This is a genomic window from Rhizobium sp. BK176 (assembly GCF_024808055.1).
Window position 1 is genome coordinate 116,943 of sequence record NZ_JANUBV010000015.1, and the last position, 23,496, is coordinate 140,438.

18 protein-coding genes are annotated in these 23,496 nt (G+C 59.9%); 7 read left to right on the forward strand and 11 right to left on the reverse strand.

Annotated features, from left to right (window positions below):
* Window positions 1–16: 16 nt before the first annotated feature.
* Window positions 17–2,122 (reverse strand): ATP-dependent DNA helicase RecG, encoded by a 2,106-nt coding sequence (recG, locus tag FHT76_RS30905; protein ID WP_183864557.1) that lies wholly within the window; start codon window positions 2,120–2,122, stop codon window positions 17–19.
* A gap of 92 nt (window positions 2,123–2,214) precedes the next feature.
* Here recG and FHT76_RS30910 point away from each other — a divergent pair, with 92 nt between their 5' ends.
* A complete protein-coding gene (locus FHT76_RS30910; RefSeq protein ID WP_183864556.1) occupies window positions 2,215–2,529 on the forward strand; it encodes a succinate dehydrogenase assembly factor 2 in 315 nt (104 codons plus the stop codon).
* On the forward strand, window positions 2,529–6,035 hold the full coding sequence (gene mfd / locus FHT76_RS30915) for a transcription-repair coupling factor (RefSeq protein WP_183864555.1): 3,507 nt from the start codon (window positions 2,529–2,531) through the stop codon (window positions 6,033–6,035). Before FHT76_RS30910 ends, mfd begins: the two co-directional genes overlap by 1 nt.
* Window positions 6,036–6,039: 4 nt before the next feature.
* Here mfd and FHT76_RS30920 read toward each other — a convergent pair whose 3' ends face one another.
* Window positions 6,040–6,711: a DsbA family oxidoreductase gene (locus FHT76_RS30920; protein ID WP_183864554.1), complete on the reverse strand. Its 672-nt coding sequence runs from the start codon at window positions 6,709–6,711 to the stop codon at window positions 6,040–6,042.
* Window positions 6,712–6,801: 90 nt separating this feature from the next.
* Window positions 6,802–8,607: an extracellular solute-binding protein gene (locus FHT76_RS30925; RefSeq protein ID WP_183864553.1), complete on the reverse strand. Its 1,806-nt coding sequence runs from the start codon at window positions 8,605–8,607 to the stop codon at window positions 6,802–6,804.
* Between the two features lie 266 nt (window positions 8,608–8,873).
* On the opposite strand from FHT76_RS30925, the gene FHT76_RS30930 reads away from it, so the two are divergent.
* The gene (locus FHT76_RS30930) at window positions 8,874–9,533 is read left to right on the forward strand and encodes an invasion associated locus B family protein (protein ID WP_183757271.1); all 660 of its coding nucleotides are present in this window, start codon (window positions 8,874–8,876) and stop codon (window positions 9,531–9,533) included.
* Window positions 9,534–9,646: 113 nt separating this feature from the next.
* On the opposite strand, the gene hspQ is transcribed toward FHT76_RS30930, so the two are convergent.
* The 3 genes from hspQ to FHT76_RS30945 form a co-directional block, all read right to left on the reverse strand.
* A complete protein-coding gene (hspQ, locus tag FHT76_RS30935; protein WP_016553964.1) occupies window positions 9,647–9,976 on the reverse strand; it encodes a heat shock protein HspQ in 330 nt (109 codons plus the stop codon).
* A gap of 154 nt (window positions 9,977–10,130) precedes the next feature.
* Entirely contained in the window at window positions 10,131–11,540 is a 1,410-nt protein-coding gene (gene glnA, locus FHT76_RS30940; RefSeq protein ID WP_016553963.1) for a type I glutamate--ammonia ligase, read from the reverse strand.
* 58 nt (window positions 11,541–11,598) lie between these two features.
* Complete coding sequence (locus FHT76_RS30945; RefSeq protein ID WP_003539626.1) at window positions 11,599–11,937, reverse strand: P-II family nitrogen regulator; 339 nt, start codon at window positions 11,935–11,937, stop codon at window positions 11,599–11,601.
* Window positions 11,938–12,278: 341 nt separating this feature from the next.
* Between FHT76_RS30945 and FHT76_RS30950 the strand changes: the two genes are divergently transcribed.
* The gene (locus tag FHT76_RS30950; RefSeq protein ID WP_183864552.1) at window positions 12,279–13,751 is read left to right on the forward strand and encodes an NAD(P)H-hydrate dehydratase; all 1,473 of its coding nucleotides are present in this window, start codon (window positions 12,279–12,281) and stop codon (window positions 13,749–13,751) included.
* An 8-nt stretch (window positions 13,752–13,759) separates the two neighbouring features.
* Here the strand turns inward: FHT76_RS30950 and FHT76_RS30955 are convergent, their stop codons facing one another.
* From FHT76_RS30955 to uvrA, 3 genes are read right to left on the reverse strand one after another with little or no spacing between them, the layout of a single operon-like run.
* The gene (locus FHT76_RS30955) at window positions 13,760–14,566 is read right to left on the reverse strand and encodes a DUF72 domain-containing protein (RefSeq protein ID WP_183864551.1); all 807 of its coding nucleotides are present in this window, start codon (window positions 14,564–14,566) and stop codon (window positions 13,760–13,762) included.
* Window positions 14,567–14,581: 15 nt separating this feature from the next.
* Window positions 14,582–15,046: a GNAT family N-acetyltransferase gene (locus tag FHT76_RS30960; protein WP_183864550.1), complete on the reverse strand. Its 465-nt coding sequence runs from the start codon at window positions 15,044–15,046 to the stop codon at window positions 14,582–14,584.
* Window positions 15,043–17,967, reverse strand: a complete 2,925-nt coding sequence (gene uvrA, locus FHT76_RS30965) for an excinuclease ABC subunit UvrA (protein WP_183864549.1) — start codon at window positions 17,965–17,967, stop codon at window positions 15,043–15,045. The genes FHT76_RS30960 and uvrA overlap by 4 nt, the downstream gene beginning before the upstream one ends.
* 249 nt (window positions 17,968–18,216) lie before the next feature.
* Here uvrA and FHT76_RS30970 point away from each other — a divergent pair, with 249 nt between their 5' ends.
* Window positions 18,217–18,753, forward strand: a complete 537-nt coding sequence (locus tag FHT76_RS30970) for a single-stranded DNA-binding protein (RefSeq protein ID WP_183864548.1) — start codon at window positions 18,217–18,219, stop codon at window positions 18,751–18,753.
* A gap of 316 nt (window positions 18,754–19,069) precedes the next feature.
* Window positions 19,070–19,465, forward strand: a complete 396-nt coding sequence (locus tag FHT76_RS30975; protein ID WP_183757277.1) for a hypothetical protein — start codon at window positions 19,070–19,072, stop codon at window positions 19,463–19,465.
* Here the strand turns inward: FHT76_RS30975 and FHT76_RS30980 are convergent.
* Window positions 19,462–20,103 carry a MarC family protein gene (locus FHT76_RS30980; protein WP_183864546.1) on the reverse strand — a complete coding sequence of 214 codons (642 nt, stop codon included), beginning with the start codon at window positions 20,101–20,103 and terminating at the stop codon, window positions 19,462–19,464. The genes FHT76_RS30975 and FHT76_RS30980 overlap by 4 nt on opposite strands.
* A gap of 225 nt (window positions 20,104–20,328) precedes the next feature.
* On the opposite strand from FHT76_RS30980, the gene gyrA reads away from it, so the two are divergent.
* Entirely contained in the window at window positions 20,329–23,115 is a 2,787-nt protein-coding gene (gene gyrA, locus FHT76_RS30985) for a DNA gyrase subunit A (RefSeq protein ID WP_259186182.1), read from the forward strand.
* Window positions 23,116–23,338: 223 nt separating this feature from the next.
* Here the strand turns inward: gyrA and FHT76_RS30990 are convergent, their stop codons facing one another.
* The gene (locus FHT76_RS30990) at window positions 23,339–23,473 is read right to left on the reverse strand and encodes a hypothetical protein (protein ID WP_259130528.1); all 135 of its coding nucleotides are present in this window, start codon (window positions 23,471–23,473) and stop codon (window positions 23,339–23,341) included.
* Window positions 23,474–23,496: the final 23 nt, after the last annotated feature.

Sequence of the window (23,496 nt, forward strand, 5' to 3'; positions counted from 1 at the left end):
GGGCGGTGGCTCGGCCTCATCCTGCATGCAGGAAGCGGATCGCCTCGTCGCGACGGAATAGGTAGAGCAGGGTACGTACGGCCTTGCCGCGCTCGCTGGTAAGTTCCGGATCGCGCTCGATCAAGTAGGCGGCATCCCGACGGGCGATTTCCAGCAGGTCGGCATGTGCCTCAAGGCTCGCGACGCGAAAGCCCGGGGTCCCCGACTGGCGCGTACCGAGCAACTCGCCTTCGCCGCGCAGCTTCAGGTCTTCCTCCGCGATGCGGAAGCCGTCTTCGGTTTCACGCATGATGGACAAGCGCGCATGACCTGTCTCGCCAAGCGGGCCCTTGTAGAGCAGAATACAGGTCGAAGCCTCGTCGCCACGGCCCACACGACCGCGCAGCTGATGCAGTTGCGCCAAGCCGAAGCGCTCCGCATGCTCGATCACCATGATGGTCGCATCGGGGACATCGACGCCGACTTCCACGACTGTTGTCGCGACCAAGAGGCGGATTTCGCCGTTCTTGAACGCCATCATCGCGGTATCCTTTTCCGGGCCGCTCATGCGGCCATGGATCAGGCCGATACCCGGACCGAGCGACGAGACGAGCGCTGCGTGACGCTCCTCGACCGACATGAGATCGCTCTCTTCGGACTCCTCGACGAGCGGGCAAATCCAGTACGCCTTCTTGCCTTCCGCCAGGGCGCTTTTCAGACGTCCGACGATCTCGCCGATGCGCTCTGTCGGAACAGTGATCGTCTGGATCGGCTTTCGGCCAGCGGGCTTCTCCGTCAGCTTGGAGACGTCCATGTCGCCGAAGGCAGCCAACACCAGAGTGCGCGGGATCGGCGTGGCCGTCATGACAAGCATATGCGGCGTGATACCCTTCGCCGTCAGGCGCAGGCGCTGGTGAACGCCGAAGCGGTGCTGCTCGTCGACGACGGCCAGCATGAGATTGCGGTAGTTGACGCTGTCCTGGAAGAGGGCATGGGTGCCTATGATGATTTGCGCCTCTCCCGATGCGATCCTTTCCAAGATGTCTTCACGCTCGCGCCCTTTGGTGCGGCCGGTGAGGACCTCTATCCCGAGGCCAGCGGAACCGGCAAATTTGGAGATCGTCGCATGGTGTTGGCGCGCAAGGATTTCCGTTGGCGCCATGAGGACCGCCTGGCCCCCGCTTTCGATCACCGCGGCCATCGACAAGAGAGCAACCAGCGTCTTGCCGGAGCCTACGTCGCCTTGGAGCAGGCGCAGCATCCGGTCTTCGCCAGCCATATCCTTCAGGATGTCGGCAATCGCGCTATTCTGGCTGTTGGTCGGCAAAAACGGCAGAGCCTGGAGGATCTGCCTACTGACCTGGCCGGTAGCGTGTACCGGCTGGCCGGCAACCTTACGCAAACGCTGGCGAACGAGGCTCAGCGATAGTTGGCCCGCGAGAAATTCGTCATAGGCAAGCCGGCGGCGGGAAGGGGCTTGCGGGTCGATATCCGAGGGATCGCGTGGTTCGTGGAGTCCATGGAAGGCGTCTGATATCGACGGCAGCCCCTGCTTCTGAGCAAGAGCCAAATCGATCCATTCCGGCAGTTCGGGCGTACGAGGCAGTGCCGCTTCGATGATCTTGCGCAGTGTCTTTGGTGAAAGACCTGCCGTGAGCGGATAAATCGGCTCAACGAGGGGCAGGTTCTCGGCTTCGCTGGCCCTCACGATATAGTCGGGGTGGACCATCGACGCACGGCCGTTGAACCAGTCGATCTTGCCACTAACGGTCACCTCCTCGTCCAAGGGCAGCTGCTTTTCCAGCCAGGCCGCCTGGCCGCGAAAGAAGACAAGGGTTAGTTCGCCGGTTTCGTCGTGTAGTGTGACGCGATACGGAATGTTGCTCTTGCCGCGCGGCGGTGCCTGATGACGATCGACACGCGCCGTGACGGTGACGATCGCACCCTGCGGCGCGCGGGCGATACCCGGTTGGTTTCGACGGTCGATCAGAGAGTGAGGCGCATGAAACAGCAGGTCCACGACACGCGTATCATCTGGCGTCTCGCGCCCGAGCAGCTTCACCAGCAACTCGGCGATCTTTGGGCCGACGCCGGGCAGAGCGGAAACTGGCGAAAACAGCGGATCGAGAATGGCTGGGCGCATGGCGGCAAAATGCGATGAACAATGCGGCCTTGGCAAGGCTGACAAGCCGCTTTCGAGGGTCTATAGAGGCGCATCAACAGGAAGGTAAAGCCATGACGGGTGTGTCACTCTCGAGCGCCGATCTTGATCCGCGTCGCCGCCGAATCCTCTTTCGCTGCTGGCATCGCGGCATCCGCGAGATGGATCTGGTGTTCGGGCAGTTCGCCGAGAAGGAGATCGCCACCCTGTCGGAAGCCGAGCTCGACGAGTTCGAAACCATCATGGCCGAAGAGGACAACGATCTCGTGCGCTGGATTATGGGAACCTGGCCAGTGCCTGAGCGTTTCCAGACGCCGATGTTTGCACGCCTTGCCGCCTACAAGCCCGATTTCGAATATCCAGCCGTCGCCCTCGCCAGGAATGCCTAATGACCTCAGGTTTTGACGCAAGGAAGCTGTCAGCGATCGCCGAGCCGCTGACAATCGGCAATGTGCCGACAGGTATGGAAGCTCTGTTGCTGGCCGATCTGGCACGCGCCGGCGAACCGGTCGCCTACGTCCTCTCCGACGGCCAGCGGATGATAGACCTTGAGCAGATGCTCGGCTTCGTTGCCCCCGAGATCCCGGTGCTAACTCTGCCGGCCTGGGACTGTCTTCCCTATGACCGCGTTTCACCGAGCGCCGACACATCTGCACGCCGTCTCGCGGCGCTGGGCGGTTTGATCGCCCATCACAGGAAACCGCATGCGGCGATCGTGCTGGTGACCGTCAATGCGATGCTGCAGAAAGTTGCTCCTCAAGAGATTATCGAAAGCCTTGCCTTCTCGGCCCGTCCCGGAAACACCGTGCGGATGGACGATATTGCCGGGCGCCTCGAACGCAACGGCTTCGACCGCGTCGCAACGGTTCGCGAGGTCGGCGAATATGCGGTGCGCGGCGGTATTCTTGATGTTTTCGTGCCCGGCTCCGAAGAGCCCGTTCGCCTCGATTTCTTCGGCGATACGCTCGAAAGCATCCGCAGCTTCGATCCGGCAAGCCAGCGCACAACTGGGCAGATCCGCTCGCTCGACCTCAACCCGATGAGCGAAGTCACGCTGACGCCCGATACGATCAGCCGTTTCCGGAAAAACTACCTTTCTTCGTTCGGCGCGGCGACGCGCGACGATGCGCTGTATCTCGCCATATCGGAGGGGAGACGCTACCCCGGCATGGAGCATTGGCTGCCGCTTTTCTACGAGAAGCTGGAGACGGTGTTCGACTATCTCAGAGGCTTCCGGATGGTCACCGATCATACTGTGCGCCAAGCCGCTGAGGAACGCTCCAAGCTCGTCTTCGACTACTATGACGCGCGCCTGAATTCCGGACAGCCCGCCAAGGGGCAGATGGCGCAAGGAACGCCCTATAAGCCGGTGACGCCCGGCCAGCTCTATTTGGACGGAAAGACTTTCGCCAACACGCTCGACGCGTTCAACGCGATGCGCATTTCACCCTTTAACGAGCATGAGGGAGAGGCGCGTCGCGTGATCAATCTCGACGCTCGCCAAGGCGAGCGCTGGGCGCGCTCGAACGCCGAGGGTGGGGGGAATGCTGAGCGCATCAATGTGTTCGACGCGGTTGTGAAGCACATTGCCGACAAGCGCTCCTCCGGTGCGAAGGTGCTGATCACCGCCTGGACGGAAGGATCGCTCGAACGTCTGCTGCAGGTTCTGAACGAACACGGGCTCGAGCGCGTGAAGCCGGTCGGCGCGCTGAAGGAGATCGACGGCCTTGCCAAGGGTGAGGCGGCGGCTGGCGTGCTCAGTCTCGAATCCGGATTTGAAGTCGGCAATCTGGTCGTCATCGGCGAACAGGACATTCTCGGCGACCGCATGGTGCGACGCTCGAAGCGACGCAAGCGTGCCGCCGATTTCATCTCCGAGGTTGCCGGTCTTGACGAGGGCTCGGTCGTCGTCCACGCGCAGCATGGTATCGGCCGATTTGTCGGCCTGCGAACCATCGAAGCGGCCGGTGCACCGCACGCCTGCCTCGAGCTACAATATGCAGACGAGGCGAAGCTGTTCCTGCCGGTCGAGAACATCGATCTCCTGTCGCGCTATGGGGGCGAGGGGACGGAAGCCCAGCTCGACAAGCTCGGCGGCGGCGCATGGCAGATGCGCAAGGCCAAACTCAAGAAGCGGCTGCTTGATATGGCGGATGCACTCATCCGCATTGCTGCCGAGCGCCTGACCCGCCATGCGCCCGTGCTAACGACGCCGGAAGGGCTTTACGACGAGTTTGCCGCTCGCTTCCCTTACGACGAGACGGAGGATCAGGATAATGCCATCGAGGCTGTGCGCTCCGACCTTGGAGCCGGCCGACCGATGGACCGCCTCGTTTGCGGCGACGTCGGCTTCGGCAAGACTGAGGTGGCGCTTCGCGCTGCGTTCGTTGCGGCGATGAACGGCATACAGGTTGCCGTCGTCGTGCCGACCACATTGCTAGCGCGCCAACACTTCAAGACCTTCGCCGAGCGGTTCCGCGGCCTGCCGGTTCGCATCCAGCAAGCCTCGCGCCTCGTCGGCTCGAAGGAGCTGGCGTTGACGAAGAAGGAAGTAGCAGAGGGCAAGACGGATATCGTCGTCGGCACCCATGCGCTTCTTGGCGCCGGGATCAAGTTTGCCAATCTGGGCCTCCTGATCATCGACGAAGAGCAGCATTTCGGCGTCAAGCACAAGGAACGCTTGAAGGAACTGAAAAGCGATGTCCATGTGCTGACGCTCTCGGCGACACCGATCCCGCGCACGCTGCAGCTCGCGATGACCGGGGTACGCGAGCTGTCGCTGATCACGACGCCGCCGGTCGACCGCATGGCGGTTCGCACCTTCATTTCGCCCTTCGATTCGCTTGTCATCCGCGAAACGTTGATGCGCGAACATTATCGTGGCGGCCAGAGCTTCTATGTCTGCCCGCGTCTCGCAGATTTGGAGGACGTACATGCCTTCCTGCGCTCGGATGTGCCGGAATTGAAGGTCGCCGTTGCGCACGGCCAGATGCCGGCGGGCGAGCTTGAGGACATCATGAACGCCTTCTACGAGGGCCGCTATGACGTGTTGTTGTCGACGACGATCGTGGAATCGGGTCTCGACGTGCCAACGGCCAATACGCTGATCGTGCACCGCGCCGACATGTTCGGCCTGGCGCAGCTCTACCAGCTGCGTGGTCGCGTCGGACGTTCGAAGGTGCGCGCTTTTGCGCTCTTCACGCTGCCGGTCAACAAGGTGCTGACGGCGACGGCGGAACGGCGCCTCAAGGTGCTGCAGTCGCTCGACACGCTCGGCGCCGGCTTCCAGCTTGCCAGCCACGATCTCGACATTCGCGGCGCAGGAAACCTGCTCGGCGAAGAGCAGTCCGGCCATATCAAGGAAGTCGGTTTCGAACTCTACCAGCAGATGCTCGAAGAGGCCGTCGCGGAAGTAAAGGGCGTCGATGAGATCCAGGACACCGGCTGGTCGCCGCAGATCTCGGTCGGCACCTCAGTCATGATCCCCGACGGTTACGTGCCGGACCTGCATCTGCGCATGGCACTCTATCGCCGCCTCGGCGAGATCACGGAACTGAAGGAAATCGATGCCTTCGGCGCAGAAATGATCGATCGCTTCGGCCCCATGCCGATCGAGGTCCAGCACCTTCTAAAGATCGTGTATGTGAAATCGCTCTGCCGGGTCGCCAACGTGGAGAAGCTGGATGCAGGTCCCAAGGGGGTGGTCATCCAGTTCCGCAATAAGGAGTTTCCGAATCCAGCGAACCTGGTTGGCTACATCGCCAAGCAGGGAACGATGGCAAAGATTCGGCCGGACCAGAGCGTCTTCCTCACACGCGATCTGCCGACGCCGGAAAAGCGGCTGCAGGGCGCAGCCGTTATCATGACGCAGCTTGCGGAAATGGCGAAGGGGTAAGGGCTCAGTTCATGCCGGCGCGCGCTTCCGCCTTCGCCTTGGCGATGTCGCGGAGCGCGCCTGCCAGAACGTCCGGCGTCTGAGCCCCGCTGACGGCATATTGCTGGTCGAAGATAAAGAACGGCACACCATTCACGCCCATCTTCTGCGCCGCCTCGATCTCTTCGACCACCAGGACCGTATCGGCATCGGAGGCGAGCAGCGACGCAGTGACCGTGCGGTCGAGGCCCGCCTTCTCGGCAACGTCGAGCAGCACGGCATGATCGCCGACATTGCGGCCTTCCTCGAAGTTCGCCTTGAACAGGCCGTTGACGACCTTGTCCGCCTTGTCGCGGTCCTCAACCATTGCCCAATGGATCAGGCGATGCGCATCCAGCGTATTCGGGCCGATCTTGATCGCCTCGAAATCGAAGTTGATGCCGACGTCGCGACCAAGTTCGCTAAGCATCTTGTGCCCCTCAGCGACACGCTCGGCGCCACCAAGCTTCTGCTCCAATGCCTTCTTCTGGTCGACGCCTTCCTTGGGATAGTCGGGGTTGAGGCGGTAGGGGCGCCAATTGATGTCCACGCCGATCTCGTCCTGAACCTCGGCAATCGCAAGCTCCAGCCGCGCCTTGCCAAGATAGCACCACGGGCAGACGACGTCGGAGACAACGTCGATGGTAATGCGTTCCATGGGCTTTTCCTTTTTCTTCCTGAAATCGAACCTTCCCGCCATCTAGGCCCTGTGGCGGGCGACTTCAACCAGGCAGGAAAAGGGAACCGCCTATTGCACGCTCTGATCCCACCACGCCGGCAACTGATAGCCATAGAGCGGCACGGTATCGGGGTGGCCGATCCGTTTGCTACGCGCAACCCATTGCTTATCAACATGATAGAGCGGCAGGACATAGTGCCCCGACAACAGCATTCGATCGTGCGAGCGCACTGCAGCCGTAAAGTCCTCCGCCGAACGGGCGGTGAGGATATGCTGGATCAGCGTATCAACGTCAGGGTCGGCAACGCCAGCAAAGTTGTCAGTGCCATCCCGTTCCTTGGCAGCGGAAGACCAACGTCCGAGCTGTTCGATGCCGGGAGACAGGGATGAGGTGTACGACTTCACGATCACATCGTAGTCAAAACTGCTGGTGCGGCTCTGATACTGCGAATCGTCCACCGTGCGGATTGTCGCTCCAATGCCGAGCAGTTGCAGCGAACGCTGATAGGAGACCGCGAGCTTCTCCTGGTCGGTGTTCTGCGTCATGATTTCGAAGGTGAGCGGACGTCCGTTGGCGTCGCTCATCTTGCCATTCTTGATCGTGTAACCCGCCTCCTTGAGGAGCGCGGCGGCCTGCTTCAGAACATTGCGATCGCGCCCCGAACCATCGGTAACCGGAAGCTTATACGTACCGTCAAGAATCGCTGGATCGATTCGATCCTTGATCGGGCCGAGAAGCTTCAGTTCGCGTTCATCAGCCGGCACGCCGAAGCTCGACAGCTCGGAGTTCTGCCAGAAGCTCTGGGTGCGGATATAGGCGTTCGAGAAGAGGTTCTTGTTCGCCCATTCGAAATCGAAGACCAGCGACAGCCCCTCGCGAAGCTTCGCGTTGGCAAACACCGGCCGCCGCGTATTGAAGACGAAGCCGAACATGCCGCTCGGCAGCTTCGGTTCGAACGTGTCCTTGGCGACGTTGCCCGAGGTGACCGCGGGGAAGTTATACGCGCTTGCCCAATGGCCGGGACTGCCGTCGGGATAGATGTCGACGTCACCCTTCTTGAAGGACTCAAAGAGCGTCGTGTCCTGCAGGAAATACTGGACCGAAATCTGATCGTAATTGTCGAGGCCGACCTTGGCCGGAATATCCTTGCCCCAATAATTGGGATCGCGCTCGAAGGTGATGCTTTCGCCGGGCTTCAGCGCCTTGATCCTGTAGGGGCCGGACCCGACGGGCGGCGTGAGCGACGAACGATCAAATGTCTCTGGATCGATGGCATGCTTCGGCAGGATCGGCGTTGACCCGGCCAGGATCAGCGGGAATTCGCGATCGGCCTTGTCATTAAAGGTGAAGCGAACACTGTGATCGCCGACCTTCTCCATCTTCTCGACGGCATTCAACCGCGTGCTGAAGGGGACGCGGCCCTTGTCCTTGAGCAGATTGAGCGTGAAAATCACATCATCGGGTGTCACCGGCTGACCGTCAGACCATTTGGCGGCCGGGTTGAGATTGAACTGGATGAAGGTCCGGTCTTCATCCCATTCAACGGATTCCGCCAGCAGCCCGTAGAGCGTGAAGGGCTCATCGCGCGAGCGCAGCATCAGCGTTTCGAAGACAAGGTTTCCGTATTCCGGATCCCACATGCCGCGCGCCGTCGTGCGCATGCTTTTCAGGATGAACGGATTGAGGCTATCGAAGGTGCCGACGACGCCATAACTGATCTTGCCGCCCTTCTTCACATCGGGATTAACGTAAGGAAGATTCTTGAAATCGGCGGGTAGGGCCGGCTCGCCATGCATCGCGATGCCATGCACGGGCTCTGCGAGAGCTGCGCTGCCAACCAAGGTGAAAATGACGGGGAGAACGATCCGGAGCATCGTTGAGGTCCTTTCCGGGAACGGCACGATTCGGCGCAAGACTATCACGCGGCCGCGGCAATTCACCATCCGCGCCGAATTCTTTCGGATCACTCCGAAAAGGCCAAAGAAATACTGGATATCTAGCCCGACGCGATGTAACAGGGGAACCCGAAGTCGGGGGTCATGCATTTGCCTCATTGTTTTAAGAGGTGGAGTGCGAACAACCCTGTTGGTGAGGATGGCACGTTGTCGTCCCTAAGGGATTTCAGGAGACGGAATTCGTTATGATGTTCAAGGCTGAAAACAAAACGCGGGCAGCCCTGTCCGTTCTGGCAGTGATGCTTGGTGCTGCAGCGGCTCCGGTATCGTCCTACGCGCAGGAGGCAGCAGCACCCGCCGATGCGCCTGCCACGGCTGCCGGCGCTCCGCGTCTCGGCTGGTACAAAACCTGCAGCAAGCAGGAAGACAATGATGTCTGCGTCGTCCAGAACGTCGTTCTCGCAGGCGGCGGCCAGCTCGTTACGGGCGTCGGCCTCATCAGCGTCTCCGGCAAGATCAACAACAAGAGCCTTCAGGTTTCTGTTCCCCCGGCACGTCTGATCCCGCCAGGTGTAGCGATGCAGATCGACGGCGGCAAGGCACAGAAGATCGACTACCTGATGTGCATGCCCGACCGTTGCGTCGCCCAGATCCCGCTGACCGACGCCATGGTCGCCAGCCTGAAGAAGGGCACCGATCTGGTTCTGACCTCGATCAACTTCCGTCGTGCGCCGAACCCGATCAAGATCTCGCTCGAAGGCTTCACCGGCGCATTCGATGGCGAAGCGGTTTCCGCCTCCAAGCTCGCCGAAAGCCAGAAGAGCCTGCAGGACAGCATGCAGAAGAAGGCTGACGAAGCGCGCAAGAAGCTCGAAGAAGCCCAGAAGGCTGCCAAGGCTCAGTAATCTGGCCCATCGGAATTGTCGAAGAACCCGGCCTCGCGCCGGGTTTTTTGTTGCCCAATCCAGACAAAGAAAAACCCCGCGGCGAGCGGGGTTTTGAATTATGGCAGTGAACGTTAGTGGGCGAAGCTCATCTTGGGTTTGAACTGCCCCGTCGGTGCCATATCGAAAATCTGATAGACCTGTTCGTTGCGGAGCGGGACGCCGCTCTCGTCGTTCACCAGGTTCTGCTCGGATACGTAGGCAACGTATTCGTTTTCATCATTCTCTGCCAGCAGGTGATAGAAGGGTTGATCCTTGCTGGGGCGCACTTCGGCGGGAATGGAGTTCCACCATTCTTCCGTGTTCGCGAATTCCGGATCGACATCGAAGATGACGCCGCGAAACGGAAATACCTTGTGCCGAACCACTTCGCCGATACTGAACTTAGCTACTCTTTCTTTCATGGTACGACTTCCTTTCATCACCTGATTTGGTGATTGGCCCCACTCAAATCAAGATTTGTGCGGGATCTCGTCACATGAGTGTCACATACGCCATTTGACGACCATGACATCGGTCGGTGAAGCCCCGGCGGGAGCCGGGGCCTCGGTTTTGAGATCAAGCCGAATAGTACATGTCGTATTCGACTGGGTGCGGGGTCATGTCGTAGCGCATGACTTCCGTCATCTTCAGCTCGATGAAGCTGTCGATCTGGTCGTCGTCGAAGACGCCGCCAGCGGTCAGGAACTTGCGGTCCTTGTCGAGGCTTTCCAGCGCTTCGCGCAGCGAGCCGCAGACAGTCGGGATCTTCTTCAGTTCCTTCGGCGGCAGATCGTAGAGATCCTTGTCCATGGCCTTGCCAGGATGGATCTTGTTCTTGATGCCATCGAGGCCAGCCATCAGCATCGCTGCAAAGGCGAGGTACGGGTTCGCCATCGGATCCGGGAACCGGACTTCGACGCGCTTTGCCTTCGGGTTGCTGCCGAACGGAATGCGGCATGAAGCCGATCGGTTGCGCGCCGAATAGGCGAGCAGAACCGGTGCTTCATAGCCCGGGACGAGACGCTTGTAGGAGTTCGTCGACGGGTTGGTGAAGGCATTCAGCGCCTTGGCATGCTTGATGATGCCACCGATGAAGTAGAGGCAGGATTCGGAAAGACCTGCATACTCGTCGCCGGCGAAGCCTGGCTTGCCGCCCTTCCAGATCGAAAGGTGTACGTGCATGCCCGAACCGTTGTCGCCGAAGATCGGCTTCGGCATGAAGGTTGCCGTCTTGCCGTAGGCGTTGGCGACTTGGTGCACGACGTACTTGTAGATCTGCATCTTGTCGGCGTTGCGAACGAGCGTGTCGAACTTGATGCCGAGCTCGTGCTGAGCAGCAGCCACTTCGTGGTGGTGCTTCTCGACGACAACGCCCATTTCCGACAGAACCGTCAGCATTTCGGAACGCATGTCCTGGCAGCTGTCGATCGGCGGAACCGGGAAGTAGCCGCCCTTGACGCGCGGACGGTGACCGAGGTTGCCGGTCTCGTATTCGGTGTCGTCGTTGGACGGCAGTTCCGTGGAGTCCAGCTTGAAGCCAGTATTGTAAGGGTCGGCCTTGTAGCGAACGTCGTCGAAGACGAAGAATTCAGCTTCCGGGCCGACGAAGACCGTGTCGCCGATACCGGATGCCTTCAGGTAAGCTTCAGCCTTCTTGGCGGTGCCGCGCGGATCGCGGTTATAGGCCTCGCCGGAGACGGGATCGAGGATATCGCAGAGGATGACCATGGTGGACTGCGCGAAGAACGGGTCCATGTGGACCGTTTCCGGGTCGGGCATCAGCACCATGTCGGATTCGTTAATGGCCTTCCAGCCAGCGATCGAGGAACCGTCGAACATGACGCCATCGGCAAACATGTCTTCGTCGACACACACGACGTCCATCGTGACGTGCTGCAGCTTGCCCTTGGGATCGGTGAAGCGCAGATCGACGAACTTGACGTCGTTTTCCTTGATTTGCTTAAGAATTTCGCTTGCGGTCGCCATTAAATAGTTCCTTTATTTGAGATGACGATACTTTGGCTCGCCGGAAAGGCGATAAAGATTAGATTGCGTCGATACCGGTCTCGCCGGTACGAATGCGGATGACTTCTTCCACATTTGACACGAAAATCTTGCCGTCGCCGATGCGTCCGGTTTGTGCGGCCTTGCGGATGGCGTCGATGACGGCTTCCGCATTCTCGTCCGCGAGAACGACTTCCACCTTCACCTTCGGCAGAAAGTCGACAACATATTCAGCGCCACGGTAGAGTTCCGTATGGCCTTTCTGGCGACCGAAGCCCTTCGCTTCCGTAACTGTAATGCCCTGCAGGCCAACTTCCTGAAGGGCTTCCTTCACTTCGTCGAGCTTGAAGGGCTTGATGATCGCTTCGATCTTTTTCATGAGAAAATGACTCTCCGCTTCTCCCGTTAATGGCAGGCTCAGACCTGCTGCCGTGATGATGCAGTTATCGTGCCAGTTGGGAAGCTGATTTTTCGAAAAATGAGCCTCGCTGCTCATAAAAGTCCGCAATCTCGGGGATTTTCATCGATTTTCAGCCCAGAACTTTCCAGAATCGATCCGCCAGACGCAATTTCGGGCCGTTTTTCGGAACATTCGCCCGCACTAATGGTCCGCACAAATGCGCGGCAATTGTATATTTTTTATGCATTTGATTATTTTATGAGCTCACCACCAATCAATCAGCCGGTTGTTATTTAGGCGATTTCTGTTTGAATGCGGCGATGATCGATGAAATCTCCGAGTTACTCCTTACTCCAGAGGAAATGACGGCAGTCGATGCGGCGGCAACGGGATCCGGGATCGACAGCTATGCGCTCATGGAGCGCGCAGGAGCAGCAATTGCCGCCACCTTGTTGCGTCATTTTCCCACCGTCCTTCGCGCCGTCGTCCTTTGCGGGCCTGGCAATAACGGCGGCGATGGCTATGTCGCAGCGCGCCACCTGGCAGAGAGCGGCGTTGCCGTGGAGATTTTCCAGTTGGGGGAACCGGGGAGGCTCAAGGGAGATGCCGCTCGGGCAAGGGATAGCTTCCCGACCATGGTTCGGCCACTTGAATCCTATCAGCCGCGGAGCGGCGATGTGGTGATCGACGCCATCTTTGGCGCTGGCCTTGCACGTGATGTTCCGGCCGACGTTAGAGACGCAATCGAACGGGTAAGTGGAGCAGGTGTGCCGGTTATTGCCGTCGACCTGCCATCCGGTGTTGATGGTCGCAGCGGATCGGTCCTACGCGCTGCATTTGCCGCCAGCAGAACCGTCACCTTCATGACGCGAAAGCCCGGGCATCTCCTGATGCCGGGGCGCAAACTCTGCGGTGAACTCGAAGTCTTTGATATCGGCATACCCGGCCGCATCATCCGCGCAGCGAAGAAACAGCAGATCGCCGAAAATAGACCCGAACGTTGGCGTGAGGTTTTGCCTTCTGCCGGCCTGGAGACACACAAATACAAGCGAGGTCACCTAGTCGTCTTCTCCGGCGAAGCGAGCAAGACAGGCGCCGCGCGGATGTCTGCTATGGCAGGGCTGAAGGCGGGGGCAGGGCTGGTGACAATCGCCACGCCGGACGATGCGATCGACGAGAATGCAGCACATCTGACCGCGATCATGCTGCATCCGATCGAGGACGAGGCGGCACTCCGCGATTGGCTGCATGACGCGCGGCTGCAGACCTTCGTTCTCGGGCCGGGTTTCGGCGTAGGCAAGAAGGCACGTCGGTTCGTCGCCGCGTTGTCCGAGAGGCATCTGGTGCTGGATGCCGACGGGCTCTCCTCGTTCAAAAGTGCCCCTGACGAGCTGTTTTCAAAGTTTTCCGGCAAGCCGCGTCTAGTGCTTACGCCACACGAGGGCGAGTTCGGTAGACTGTTTCCCGATATCGCCGCCGACACCGCCATGGGAAAGGTCGAAAAGGCGCGAGCAGCAGCGACACGGGCAAACGCCGCAATCGTCTACAAAGGGGCTGACACCGTCATCGCCTCACCCGACGGCAGAGCTTACATCAACACCAACGCACCCGTTTGGCTCGCGACCGCCGGCTCCGGTGATGTTCTGGCTGGGATCATCGGAGCGCTCATGGCTCAAGGAGTTCCCGCTTTCGAGGCCGCCGCTGCGGGCGTCTACATGCATGGAGAGGCCGGCATGCGGGCGGGCAAAGGACTGACGGCGGAAGACCTGGCGACGCAGGTTCGTCCGCTCTGACGACAGGCCTACCGCGACACCGCTTCCTGCAATGCCATTGCTCCAAAGGGCGCATTGACTTTGCCTTCGTGGATCATGAAGGCGAAGACATCCCGCGGCTCGGCCGCAACCTGGCGCTCGCCATCAATCAGAGGCAGATCGCCCGGTACCTTGCCATCCGCCCAGGTTTCGAGGCGCGTGGCCCAAGCTTTCAAATCACTCGGCGCGTAGCAGGTCTTGATCTCATCGGAACCTTGCTGCAGGCGCGCATAGACAAAGTCGGCCGTAACATCCGCTATCATCGGGTAGTCGAAATGCTCGGCGACAACTGGTGCGACGGCATATTTCTCCAGCAGCGCCACGAACTCGGGAACCTTGAAGGAATCGTGTCGGACCTCGACGACGTGCCTCAGGGGAAGCCCGTCCTGCTTTGCCGGCAGCAGCTTGAGAAAGCCTTCGAAATCATCCGGATCGAACTTCTTCGTCGGTGCGAACTGCCAGAGGATTGGTCCAAGGTGCGGACCAAGCTCCGTTAAACCTTGCGTCAGGAAACGCTCCATCGACTCGCCAGCCTCCGCCAGCACGCGACGATTGGTGACAAAACGGCTGGCCTTGAGCGAAAAGATAAAGCCGTCAGGCACATCCGCAGCCCATTTGGCGAAGGTTTCCGGCTTCTGCGAGCTGTAATAGGTGCCGTTGATCTCGATGACCTTCAGCTGGCGGCTTGCGTAGTGCAGCTCGTCCTTCTGCTTCAGATCCCCAGGGTAGAAGTGGTCCCGCCATGCCTCGAAGGTCCAGCCGCCGATGCCGACGCGAACATTGCCGGATTTCGTCATTCCTTCCTCCTCTGATTATATCTGTGCGTCGACATGCTTTGCCATGTCGACGATCACCCATCCTGGCCTATGCGGATTTTCGCGGCGACCCGTTTCCTGAAAGCCAAATGCTCGATAGAGCGCAATATTCCGTTCCATGCGCGCATTCGTGTAGAGACGCACTTCCGGAAGCTGCCATTCCCGCGCGGTCGCTTCCACCCATCTCAGAATGGCAAGACCGTGACCGCCGCCCTGAAATTTCGGCGAGACGGCGACGCTGAAGAGCATCACATGGTCCGGGTGCCGCTCAATGACGGCCAGACCGGCAAGCCCGCCGAGTACCTCCCGCAGCCAGACCTCACCGCGTTCAATGCGCGGCGCGTAGTCCTCGGTGACGGGGATCGGCGGGCGCCCAAGCAGACGCGTATATGGAGCATAGGCTTCGGCGGTCAGCGCTTCGACCGCCTGCAGATCATCGAGCGACGCCGCTCTCAGCATCACTCAGCTGCCACTACGGCTTTTCCAGCAGGTCGCCGTTCAAGCAACTCCTTCAGGAATTGCCCGGTATAGGACCGCTTCTCCTTGACGATCGCTTCAGGCGTGCCGACGGCGACGATTTCGCCGCCACCATCGCCGCCTTCCGGACCGAAATCGAGAATCCAGTCCGCGGTCTTGATCACCTCGAGATTGTGCTCGATCACAACGACCGAATTACCCTGATTGACCAGCTCCTGCAGCATCTCCAGGAGCTTGGCGACATCGTGGAAATGCAGGCCAGTCGTCGGCTCGTCCAAGATATAGAGGGTACGGCCGGTCGACCGCTTCGACAGCTCCTTGGCCAGCTTGACACGCTGCGCCTCGCCGCCGGACAGCGTATTGGCCTGCTGCCCGACCTTGATGTACCCAAGGCCAACATCCTTCAACGCCTGCAGCTTGTCACGCACGGCTGGAACAGCCGCGAAGAAGTCGACGCCTTCCTCGACAGTCATATCCAGCACGTCGGCAATCGACTTGTGCTTGAACGTGACGTCGAGCGTTTCCCTGTTGTAGCGCTTGCCATGACAGACATCGCAGGTGACGTAGACATCAGGCAGGAAGTGCATCTCGATCTTGATGACGCCGTCGCCCTGGCAGGCTTCGCAGCGTCCGCCCTTGACGTTGAACGAGAAGCGTCCCGGCTGATAGCCGCGCGCCTTCGCTTCCGGCAGACCGGCAAACCAGTCGCGGATCGGGGTGAACGCGCCCGTATAGGTCGCGGGGTTGGAGCGCGGCGTGCGGCCGATCGGCGACTGATCGATGTCGATGACCTTGTCGATGTGCTCGAAACCGTCGATGCGGTCATGATCGGCGGGAATTTCACGCGCGCCCATGACGCGCCGCGCGGCAGATTTATACAGCGTCTCGATCAGGAACGTGGACTTGCCGCCCCCCGATACGCCGGTAACGGCCGTAAAGACGCCGAGAGGGATGGAGGCGGTGACATTCTTCAGATTGTTGCCGCGGGCACCGACGACCTTGATCTCCTTGCCCTTCTTGGCCTTGCGCCGTTCGTCTGGAACCGGAACGCCGAGTTCACCGGACAGATATTTGCCGGTCAGCGACTTCGGGTTCGCCATGATCTCTTGCGGCGTACCGTGGGCGATCACCTGGCCACCATGGATGCCGGCCGCCGGACCGATGTCGACGACATCGTCGGCGGTCAAGATCGCGTCCTCGTCATGCTCGACCACGATCACGGTATTGCCGATATCACGAAGGTGCTTCAGCGTATCGAGCAATCGAGCGTTGTCGCGCTGATGCAGGCCGATCGACGGCTCGTCGAGGACATACAAGACGCCGGTCAGGCCGGAACCGATCTGCGACGCCAGCCGGATGCGCTGGCTCTCGCCACCGGACAAGGTCCCGGAGTTTCGCGACAGGCTGAGATAGTCCAGGCCGACGTCATTGAGGAAGCGCAGGCGGTCGCGGATCTCCTTGAGGATGCGAACGGCAATCTCATTCTGCTTGGCGCTCAGCGACTGCGGCAGAACTTCGAACCAGTCGCGGGCGACGCGGATCGACATGTCGGTCACCTGGCCGATATGCAGCGCGTTGATCTTGACAGCAAGTGCCTCCGGCTTCAGGCGATAGCCGCCGCAAGACGGGCAGGGGGCCGCCGACATATAGCGCTCGATTTCCTCGCGCGCCCAGGCGGAATCCGTCTCCTTCCAGCGGCGCTCGAGATTGGTGATGATGCCCTCGAAATTCTTATGCGTGGTATAAGACCGCGCACCATCGGCATAGTGAAACTCGATCTTCTCGTCGGTGCCATTCAGGATGACGTCCTTGACCATATCGGACAGATCGTTCCACCGCGCACCGAGCTTGAAGCCGTAGTGTTTACCGAGGGCCTCCAGCGTCTGGTTGTAATAGGGCGATGTCGACTTCGCCCACGGCGCAATGGCGCCATCGCGTAGCGTGCGCTCAGGCTCGGGCACGATCAGATTGGCGTCGATCTTCTGCTGTGCGCCAAGACCGTCGCAGGTCGGGCAGGCGCCGGCTGGATTGTTGAAGGAAAAAAGCCGCGGCTCGATCTCGGGAATGGTGAAGCCCGACACCGGGCAGGCGAATTTTTCCGAGAAGAGGACTCGCTCGTGCGTTTCGTTGAGCGACTTGTTGGCAGACCCGCCGGCGGCGGTTTCTTCCAGCGGCAACGGCTTGTCGGCGAACTCCGCAACGGCCAAGCCGTCGGCAAGCTTTAGCGAGGTCTCGAAGCTGTCTGCGAGCCGCGATGCCATATCGGGGCGGACGACAATGCGGTCGACCACGATATCGATATCGTGCTTGTACTTCTTATCCAGGCCTGGGACGTCCGCGATCTCGTAGAACTGGCCATCGACCTTCACGCGCTGGAAGCCCTTCTTCATCAGGTCCGCCAGCTCTTTCTTGTACTCGCCCTTACGCCCGCGCACGAGCGGCGCGAGGATGTAGAGACGCGTGCCTTCCCCGAACTCCAGCACGCGGTCGACCATCTGGCTGACCGTCTGGCTCTCGATCGGTAGCCCGGTTGCAGGCGAATACGGTATGCCGACGCGCGCAAAGAGCAGACGCATGTAGTCGTAGATCTCGGTCACCGTACCGACCGTCGAGCGCGGATTGCGCGAGGTCGTCTTCTGCTCAATCGAAATCGCCGGCGACAGGCCGTCGATTTGATCGACGTCGGGCTTCTGCATCATTTCGAGGAACTGGCGCGCATAGGCCGACAGGCTTTCGACATAGCGCCTCTGGCCTTCCGCATAGATCGTATCGAAGGCAAGCGACGACTTTCCGGATCCCGAAAGGCCGGTCATGACGATCAGTTTGTTTCGCGGCAGATCGAGATCGATGCCCTTCAAATTGTGCTCGCGCGCGCCGCGGATGGAAATCGTCTTCAGTTCGCTCATCGTCTTCTGCTTCTGTGCTGGAACAAGCCCCTTATTTAGTGATGCCGGCTGGCGAGTCGAGGCTCAATGTCCGTCTGCTGCAAGGTTTTCGATTCGGTTGACAGGATCATAGGGATAAACTAGAACAAATAAAGAACAAAATTCTCTGTGGATGAACCGGCTATGGGCGCCCATCGCCGGCGCCCTATGGTTTAAGGTGCACCGATTGTTTCAAGCGCCGCCGGGCAGGGCGGCAGGTAAGGTGAAAGTATGGCTGGCAGCGTAAACAAGGTAATTCTGATCGGGAACGTGGGCGCTGACCCCGAAATCCGGCGGACCCAGGATGGCCGGCCGATCGCCAATCTTCGCATCGCGACGTCCGAGACCTGGCGCGACCGCAACTCTGGCGAACGCCGCGAGAAGACGGAATGGCATACTGTCGTGGTCTTCAACGAGGGCCTCTGCAAGGTCGTCGAGCAGTATGTGAAGAAGGGCGCCAAGCTCTACATCGAAGGTGCGCTGCAGACCCGCAAGTGGCAGGACCAGAATGGCCAGGACCGCTATTCGACGGAAGTCGTTTTGCAGGGCTTCGGCTCGACGCTGACGATGCTCGACGGTCGCGGCGAGGGCGGAGGCGCAAGCTCCGGCTTTGGCGGCGGTCGCAGCAGCAATGCCGGCGGTGGCGATTTCGGTGGCGGCGGTGGCTACGGCGACGATTACGGCGCGCCCTCGCAATCGTCCGGCCGCAGCAGCGGCGGTAGCGGCGGAAACTTCTCGCGCGACCTCGACGACGATATCCCGTTCTGATCGAAGCCGTCATCACGGCATCTCTGACGGCGCGCCGAGAGGTGCGCCGAACGCGTTTTGGCTCGAGGCTCGGCGCAGCCGGCTCTTTCTCACGGGCCCAAGACTTCAGCCGGACCGGGCCCATCTCGGCAGCGCCCGGTCACCATTCCATCGCGATACCTCAGTCGAATAGGCGGACGCGATGCATTTCAGTCGATCATTCTAGTCAAAGTGACGGCGCTTCACTCTCCGAAAGGATAGGCACGGCTGGGTTCTCAAATCTCCAGACCCGCGCGATATTCGTAGGATGACAGAAGCGAACTCCCAATTTCGGTCAATGACGGCCAGTGCTGCGAGAACGATGGTCGCGGACGACCTTCTTGAATTGGGGTTGGATCTCGACCGCCTGAGCGAAAACCACTTGCGGACGCTGTGGGGCGAATTCAAGTCTCTCCGCGCAGAGGAGCCGCACATCAGATCTGTCGCAATCCGGATTTTCGTCTGGTACGTGGTTGAGAGCAAACTGTTCAACTCCGCCGCGATGCGCAGGTCCGGCGCCATCGGCAGATCAATCGCCACGATGAGGGCATGGGCCGAAACCGATCCGGCACTGACCTCGGTCGTGCTTCGCGAAGCCGAGGCAGTAAAGTTATTCCTTTATCAAATATTCGAACGGGCCGATGCGCCTCGGCAAACGATCCTGGAAGCACAAAAGCGCCTACTCCAGGCCTAGCCCGCGGGCATTGTGACCAAGGTGGACTTCAGGCCGTCAACGACGAATTGCGTTGCCAGCGCGGCCAGGATGACGCCGAGAAGGCGCGTCAGAATTGCGCGCCCCGTAACACCCAGGAAACGATCGACTCTTTCAGCGACAAGCAAGGAGAAAAAGAGCAGTAGCAGGTTCGATGCAAGGACGATGATCAATTGCGCGCGCTCGATGGAGCTGTGCATTGACCCGGCAATCAGGATGGTCGCGGAAATCGCGCCGGGACCGGCGATTAGCGGAATCGCCAACGGAAAAACCGAAATATTATGGATATGATCGATGGTGATTGCGGCCGTGCTCGTCTTCTCCTTGCGGTCCTGCCGCTTCTCGAAAACCATTTCAAACGCAATCCAGAACAAGAGAAGGCCACCGGCGATGCGAAAGGCGCCGATCGAGATGCCGAGGACACCGAGCACACTCGCGCCGAACAGCGCGAAGATGGCAAGGATGACAAAGGCGATGATCGAGCCGCGCAGCGCCACCTGCTTTCGCTGGCTACGGCTCATACCGGTGGTTAGCCCGAGGAAGATTGGCGCAAGGCCAGGCGGATCGATGGTGACAAGCAGCGTCGTGAAGGCGTTGATCAGTTGGTCGGCGCTTGCCATTGTCCCTCCATGAGCCCATATAAACGCTCGGTTTTGGACGATTGTGATGCGGAGAAATCAATTTGGCAAATGGCGCTCTTCGAATGGCGTAAATAGTTGCCATTGAGGCCAAAATTGCCCTCATAAGACCGCAAAAGACTGTTCAAAACTCTCGCCAAAATTGGCGCAGGAACAGCCTTTCCGCTATAAATCTTCAAGTGATTCTAGAAGAGATCGTGATCCGTTTTGACTGAGCAAACACCCCCCGGCGGCGGGAAGCTCCCGCCAGGCATCGAGCCCATCTCCATCATGGAGGAAATGCAGCGGTCGTATCTCGATTACGCGATGAGCGTTATCGTCAGCCGCGCCTTGCCTGATGTGCGCGACGGCCTCAAGCCTGTGCACCGCCGCATCCTCTACGGCATGTCCGAGCTCGGCATCGACTGGAACAAGAAATACGTCAAGTGCGCCCGCGTGACCGGGGATGTGATGGGTAAATACCATCCGCATGGCAACTCGGCGATTTACGACGCGCTGGCGCGAATGGCCCAGGACTGGTCTCTTCGCCTGCCGTTGATCGACGGCCAGGGCAACTTCGGCTCCGTCGACGGCGATCCGCCAGCGGCAGAGCGTTACACCGAATGCCGTCTGGAGAAGGCCGCGCATTCGCTGCTCGACGATCTCGACAAGGAGACAGTCGATTTCCGCGACAACTATGACGGCACGCTGTCGGAGCCCGTCGTCGTTCCCGCGAAATTCCCGAACCTCTTGGTCAACGGGGCAGGCGGCATCGCCGTCGGTATGGCGACCAATATTCCGCCACACAATCTTGGCGAAGTCATCGACGGCTGTATCGCGCTGATCGACAATCCGGCCATCGAACTTCCGGATATCATGCAGATCATTCCTGGCCCGGATTTTCCGACAGGCGCCAAGATCCTTGGCCGCGCCGGCATTCGTTCGGCTTACGAGACCGGCCGCGGTTCGGTGATCATGCGCGGCGTTGCGGCGATCGAGCCGATGCGCGGCGATCGCGAGCAGATCATCATCACCGAGATCCCGTATCAGGTGAACAAGTCGACGATGATCGAGAAGATGGCCGAACTGGTGCGCGACAAGCGCATCGAGGGTATCTCCGACCTTCGCGACGAGTCCGACCGCCAGGGCTACCGCGTTGTCGTCGAGCTGAAACGCGACGCAAATGCCGACGTGATCCTGAACCAGCTTTACCGCTATACCCCGCTGCAGACATCCTTCGGCTGCAACATGGTGGCGCTAAACGGCGGCAAGCCGGAACAGTTGCAGCTGCTCGACATGCTGCGCGCCTTCGTTTTCTTCCGCGAGGAAGTCGTTAGCCGGAGAACGAAATTTCTCTTGCGCAAAGCGCGCGAGCGGGCGCACGTATTGGTCGGTCTCGCAATTGCCGTCGCCAATATCGATGAAATCATCCGCACGATCAGGCAGGCGCCGGATCCGCAGACCGCACGCGAAGAACTGATGACCCGCCGTTGGCCGGCATCCGACGTCGAGAGCCTGATCCGACTGATCGATGATCCGCGTCACCGTATCAACGAGGATATGACGTACAACCTCTCGGAAGAGCAGGCGCGTGCCATCCTCGAATTGCGCCTGGCGCGTCTGACAGCTCTTGGCCGCGACGAAATTGGAGACGAACTCAATAAGATAGGCGAAGAAATTAAGGATTATCTTGAGATCCTATCGTCGCGCGTCCGGATCCAGACAATCGTCAAGGAAGAGCTTGCTGCGGTTCGCGACGAATTCGGCACGCCGCGCCGCACGGAAATCATGGACGGCGGGCTTGAGATGGACGATGAGGATCTCATTGCCCGCGAAGACATGGTCGTGACCGTCTCGCATCTCGGCTATATCAAGCGCGTGCCGCTGACGACCTATCGCGCGCAGCGCCGTGGCGGCAAGGGTCGCTCCGGTATGACGACGCGAGACGAGGATTTCGTTAGCCAGCTATTCGTTCTCAACACACATACGCCGGTTCTGTTCTTCTCATCGCGCGGTATCGTCTACAAGGAGAAGGTCTATCGCCTGCCAATCGGCACGCCGACGGCGCGTGGCAAGGCGCTGATCAACATGCTGCCGCTGGAGCCCGGCGAACGCATCACCACCATTCTGCCGCTGCCCGAGGACGAGGAAAGCTGGGACAAGCTCGACGTGATGTTCTCGACAACGCGCGGCACCGTTCGCCGTAACAAGCTTTCGGACTTCGTCCAGGTCAACCGTAACGGCAAGATCGCGATGAAGCTGGAGGAAGAGGGCGACGAAATCCTCTCCGTCGAGACGTGCACCGAACATGACGACGTGCTTCTGACTACCGCGCTGGGCCAATGCATACGCTTCCCCGTCGATGACGTCCGCGTCTTTGCCGGCCGCAACTCCATCGGTGTCCGCGGCATCAACCTCGGTGATGGCGATCGCATCATCTCGATGACAATTGTCGGCCACGTGGATGCCGAGCCCTGGGAGCGCGCGGCCTATCTCAAGCGTGCTGCAAGCGAGCGACGCTTGACGACAGGTGACGCTGAGGAAATCTCGCTCGTCGGCGAGGAGGTCACCGAAGAGGGGCAACTGAGCGACGAGCGCTACGAAGAACTGAAGGCGCGCGAGCAATACGTGCTCACGGTTTCCGAAAAGGGCTTCGGCAAGCGCTCCTCTTCTTACGACTTCCGGATTTCTGGCCGCGGTGGCAAGGGTATTCGGGCTACCGATACGTCGAAGACCGCGGAGATCGGCGAGCTGGTAGCGGCCTTCCCGGTTAACGAGGGCGACCAGATTATGCTGGTTTCCGATGGCGGGCAGCTCATCCGCGTCCCCGTGGGCGGCATCCGCATCGCCAGCCGCGCGACGAAGGGCGTGACTATCTTCTCGACGGCTAAGGACGAAAAGGTGGTATCCGTCGAGCGCATCAGCGAGCCCGAGGAAGAAGAGGCAGAAGACGTTACCGAGAATGGCGACGACATTGGGCCCGCCGCCGAGAGCGCGCCTGACGCGGACGCTTGACGTAGTGAAATGGCGACTTTGAAAACCGGGCAAGCTGCCCGGTTTTCTTTTGCGCGACGGCAGGGAAATCGATGACGTCATGATGGTTCGGCGTCTAGCGGACCAAGAGCGTCTCTCGTCGGCACCACACGCGAGATCACCATTGCCGTCCCAAGCATGCAAAAGGCCGAATGACAGAGTCATCCGGCCTTGAAATCGGGGCGTTCCTAGGTCAGCGTCAGCGCTAGAACCAACTCTGCTTTCCATCGACCTTCTTCAACTCTTCGCTTTCATGGCGAAGAGCGGCGATGGTGGAGGCCACGGACACGACAAACATGATGCTGATTAGGGCAGTAAGCACAGTCAATATCGTGAACATGAGCAATCCTCCTGGGCTTTGCG

What these genes read in the sequence shown, in the direction of transcription:
- recG (WP_183864557.1), bottom strand. Translation starts at nt 2,122, where the DNA reads ATGCGCCCAGCCATTCTCGATCCGCTGTTTTCGCCAGTTTCCGCTCTG.
- FHT76_RS30910 (WP_183864556.1), top strand. Translation starts at nt 2,215, where the DNA reads ATGACGGGTGTGTCACTCTCGAGCGCCGATCTTGATCCGCGTCGCCGC.
- mfd (WP_183864555.1), top strand. Translation starts at nt 2,529, where the DNA reads ATGACCTCAGGTTTTGACGCAAGGAAGCTGTCAGCGATCGCCGAGCCG.
- FHT76_RS30920 (WP_183864554.1), bottom strand. Translation starts at nt 6,711, where the DNA reads ATGGAACGCATTACCATCGACGTTGTCTCCGACGTCGTCTGCCCGTGG.
- FHT76_RS30925 (WP_183864553.1), bottom strand. Translation starts at nt 8,607, where the DNA reads ATGCTCCGGATCGTTCTCCCCGTCATTTTCACCTTGGTTGGCAGCGCA.
- FHT76_RS30930 (WP_183757271.1), top strand. Translation starts at nt 8,874, where the DNA reads ATGATGTTCAAGGCTGAAAACAAAACGCGGGCAGCCCTGTCCGTTCTG.
- hspQ (WP_016553964.1), bottom strand. Translation starts at nt 9,976, where the DNA reads ATGAAAGAAAGAGTAGCTAAGTTCAGTATCGGCGAAGTGGTTCGGCAC.
- glnA (WP_016553963.1), bottom strand. Translation starts at nt 11,540, where the DNA reads ATGGCGACCGCAAGCGAAATTCTTAAGCAAATCAAGGAAAACGACGTC.
- FHT76_RS30945 (WP_003539626.1), bottom strand. Translation starts at nt 11,937, where the DNA reads ATGAAAAAGATCGAAGCGATCATCAAGCCCTTCAAGCTCGACGAAGTG.
- FHT76_RS30950 (WP_183864552.1), top strand. Translation starts at nt 12,279, where the DNA reads ATGATCGATGAAATCTCCGAGTTACTCCTTACTCCAGAGGAAATGACG.
- FHT76_RS30955 (WP_183864551.1), bottom strand. Translation starts at nt 14,566, where the DNA reads ATGACGAAATCCGGCAATGTTCGCGTCGGCATCGGCGGCTGGACCTTC.
- uvrA (WP_183864549.1), bottom strand. Translation starts at nt 17,967, where the DNA reads ATGAGCGAACTGAAGACGATTTCCATCCGCGGCGCGCGCGAGCACAAT.
- FHT76_RS30970 (WP_183864548.1), top strand. Translation starts at nt 18,217, where the DNA reads ATGGCTGGCAGCGTAAACAAGGTAATTCTGATCGGGAACGTGGGCGCT.
- FHT76_RS30975 (WP_183757277.1), top strand. Translation starts at nt 19,070, where the DNA reads ATGACGGCCAGTGCTGCGAGAACGATGGTCGCGGACGACCTTCTTGAA.
- FHT76_RS30980 (WP_183864546.1), bottom strand. Translation starts at nt 20,103, where the DNA reads ATGGCAAGCGCCGACCAACTGATCAACGCCTTCACGACGCTGCTTGTC.
- FHT76_RS30990 (WP_259130528.1), bottom strand. Translation starts at nt 23,473, where the DNA reads ATGTTCACGATATTGACTGTGCTTACTGCCCTAATCAGCATCATGTTT.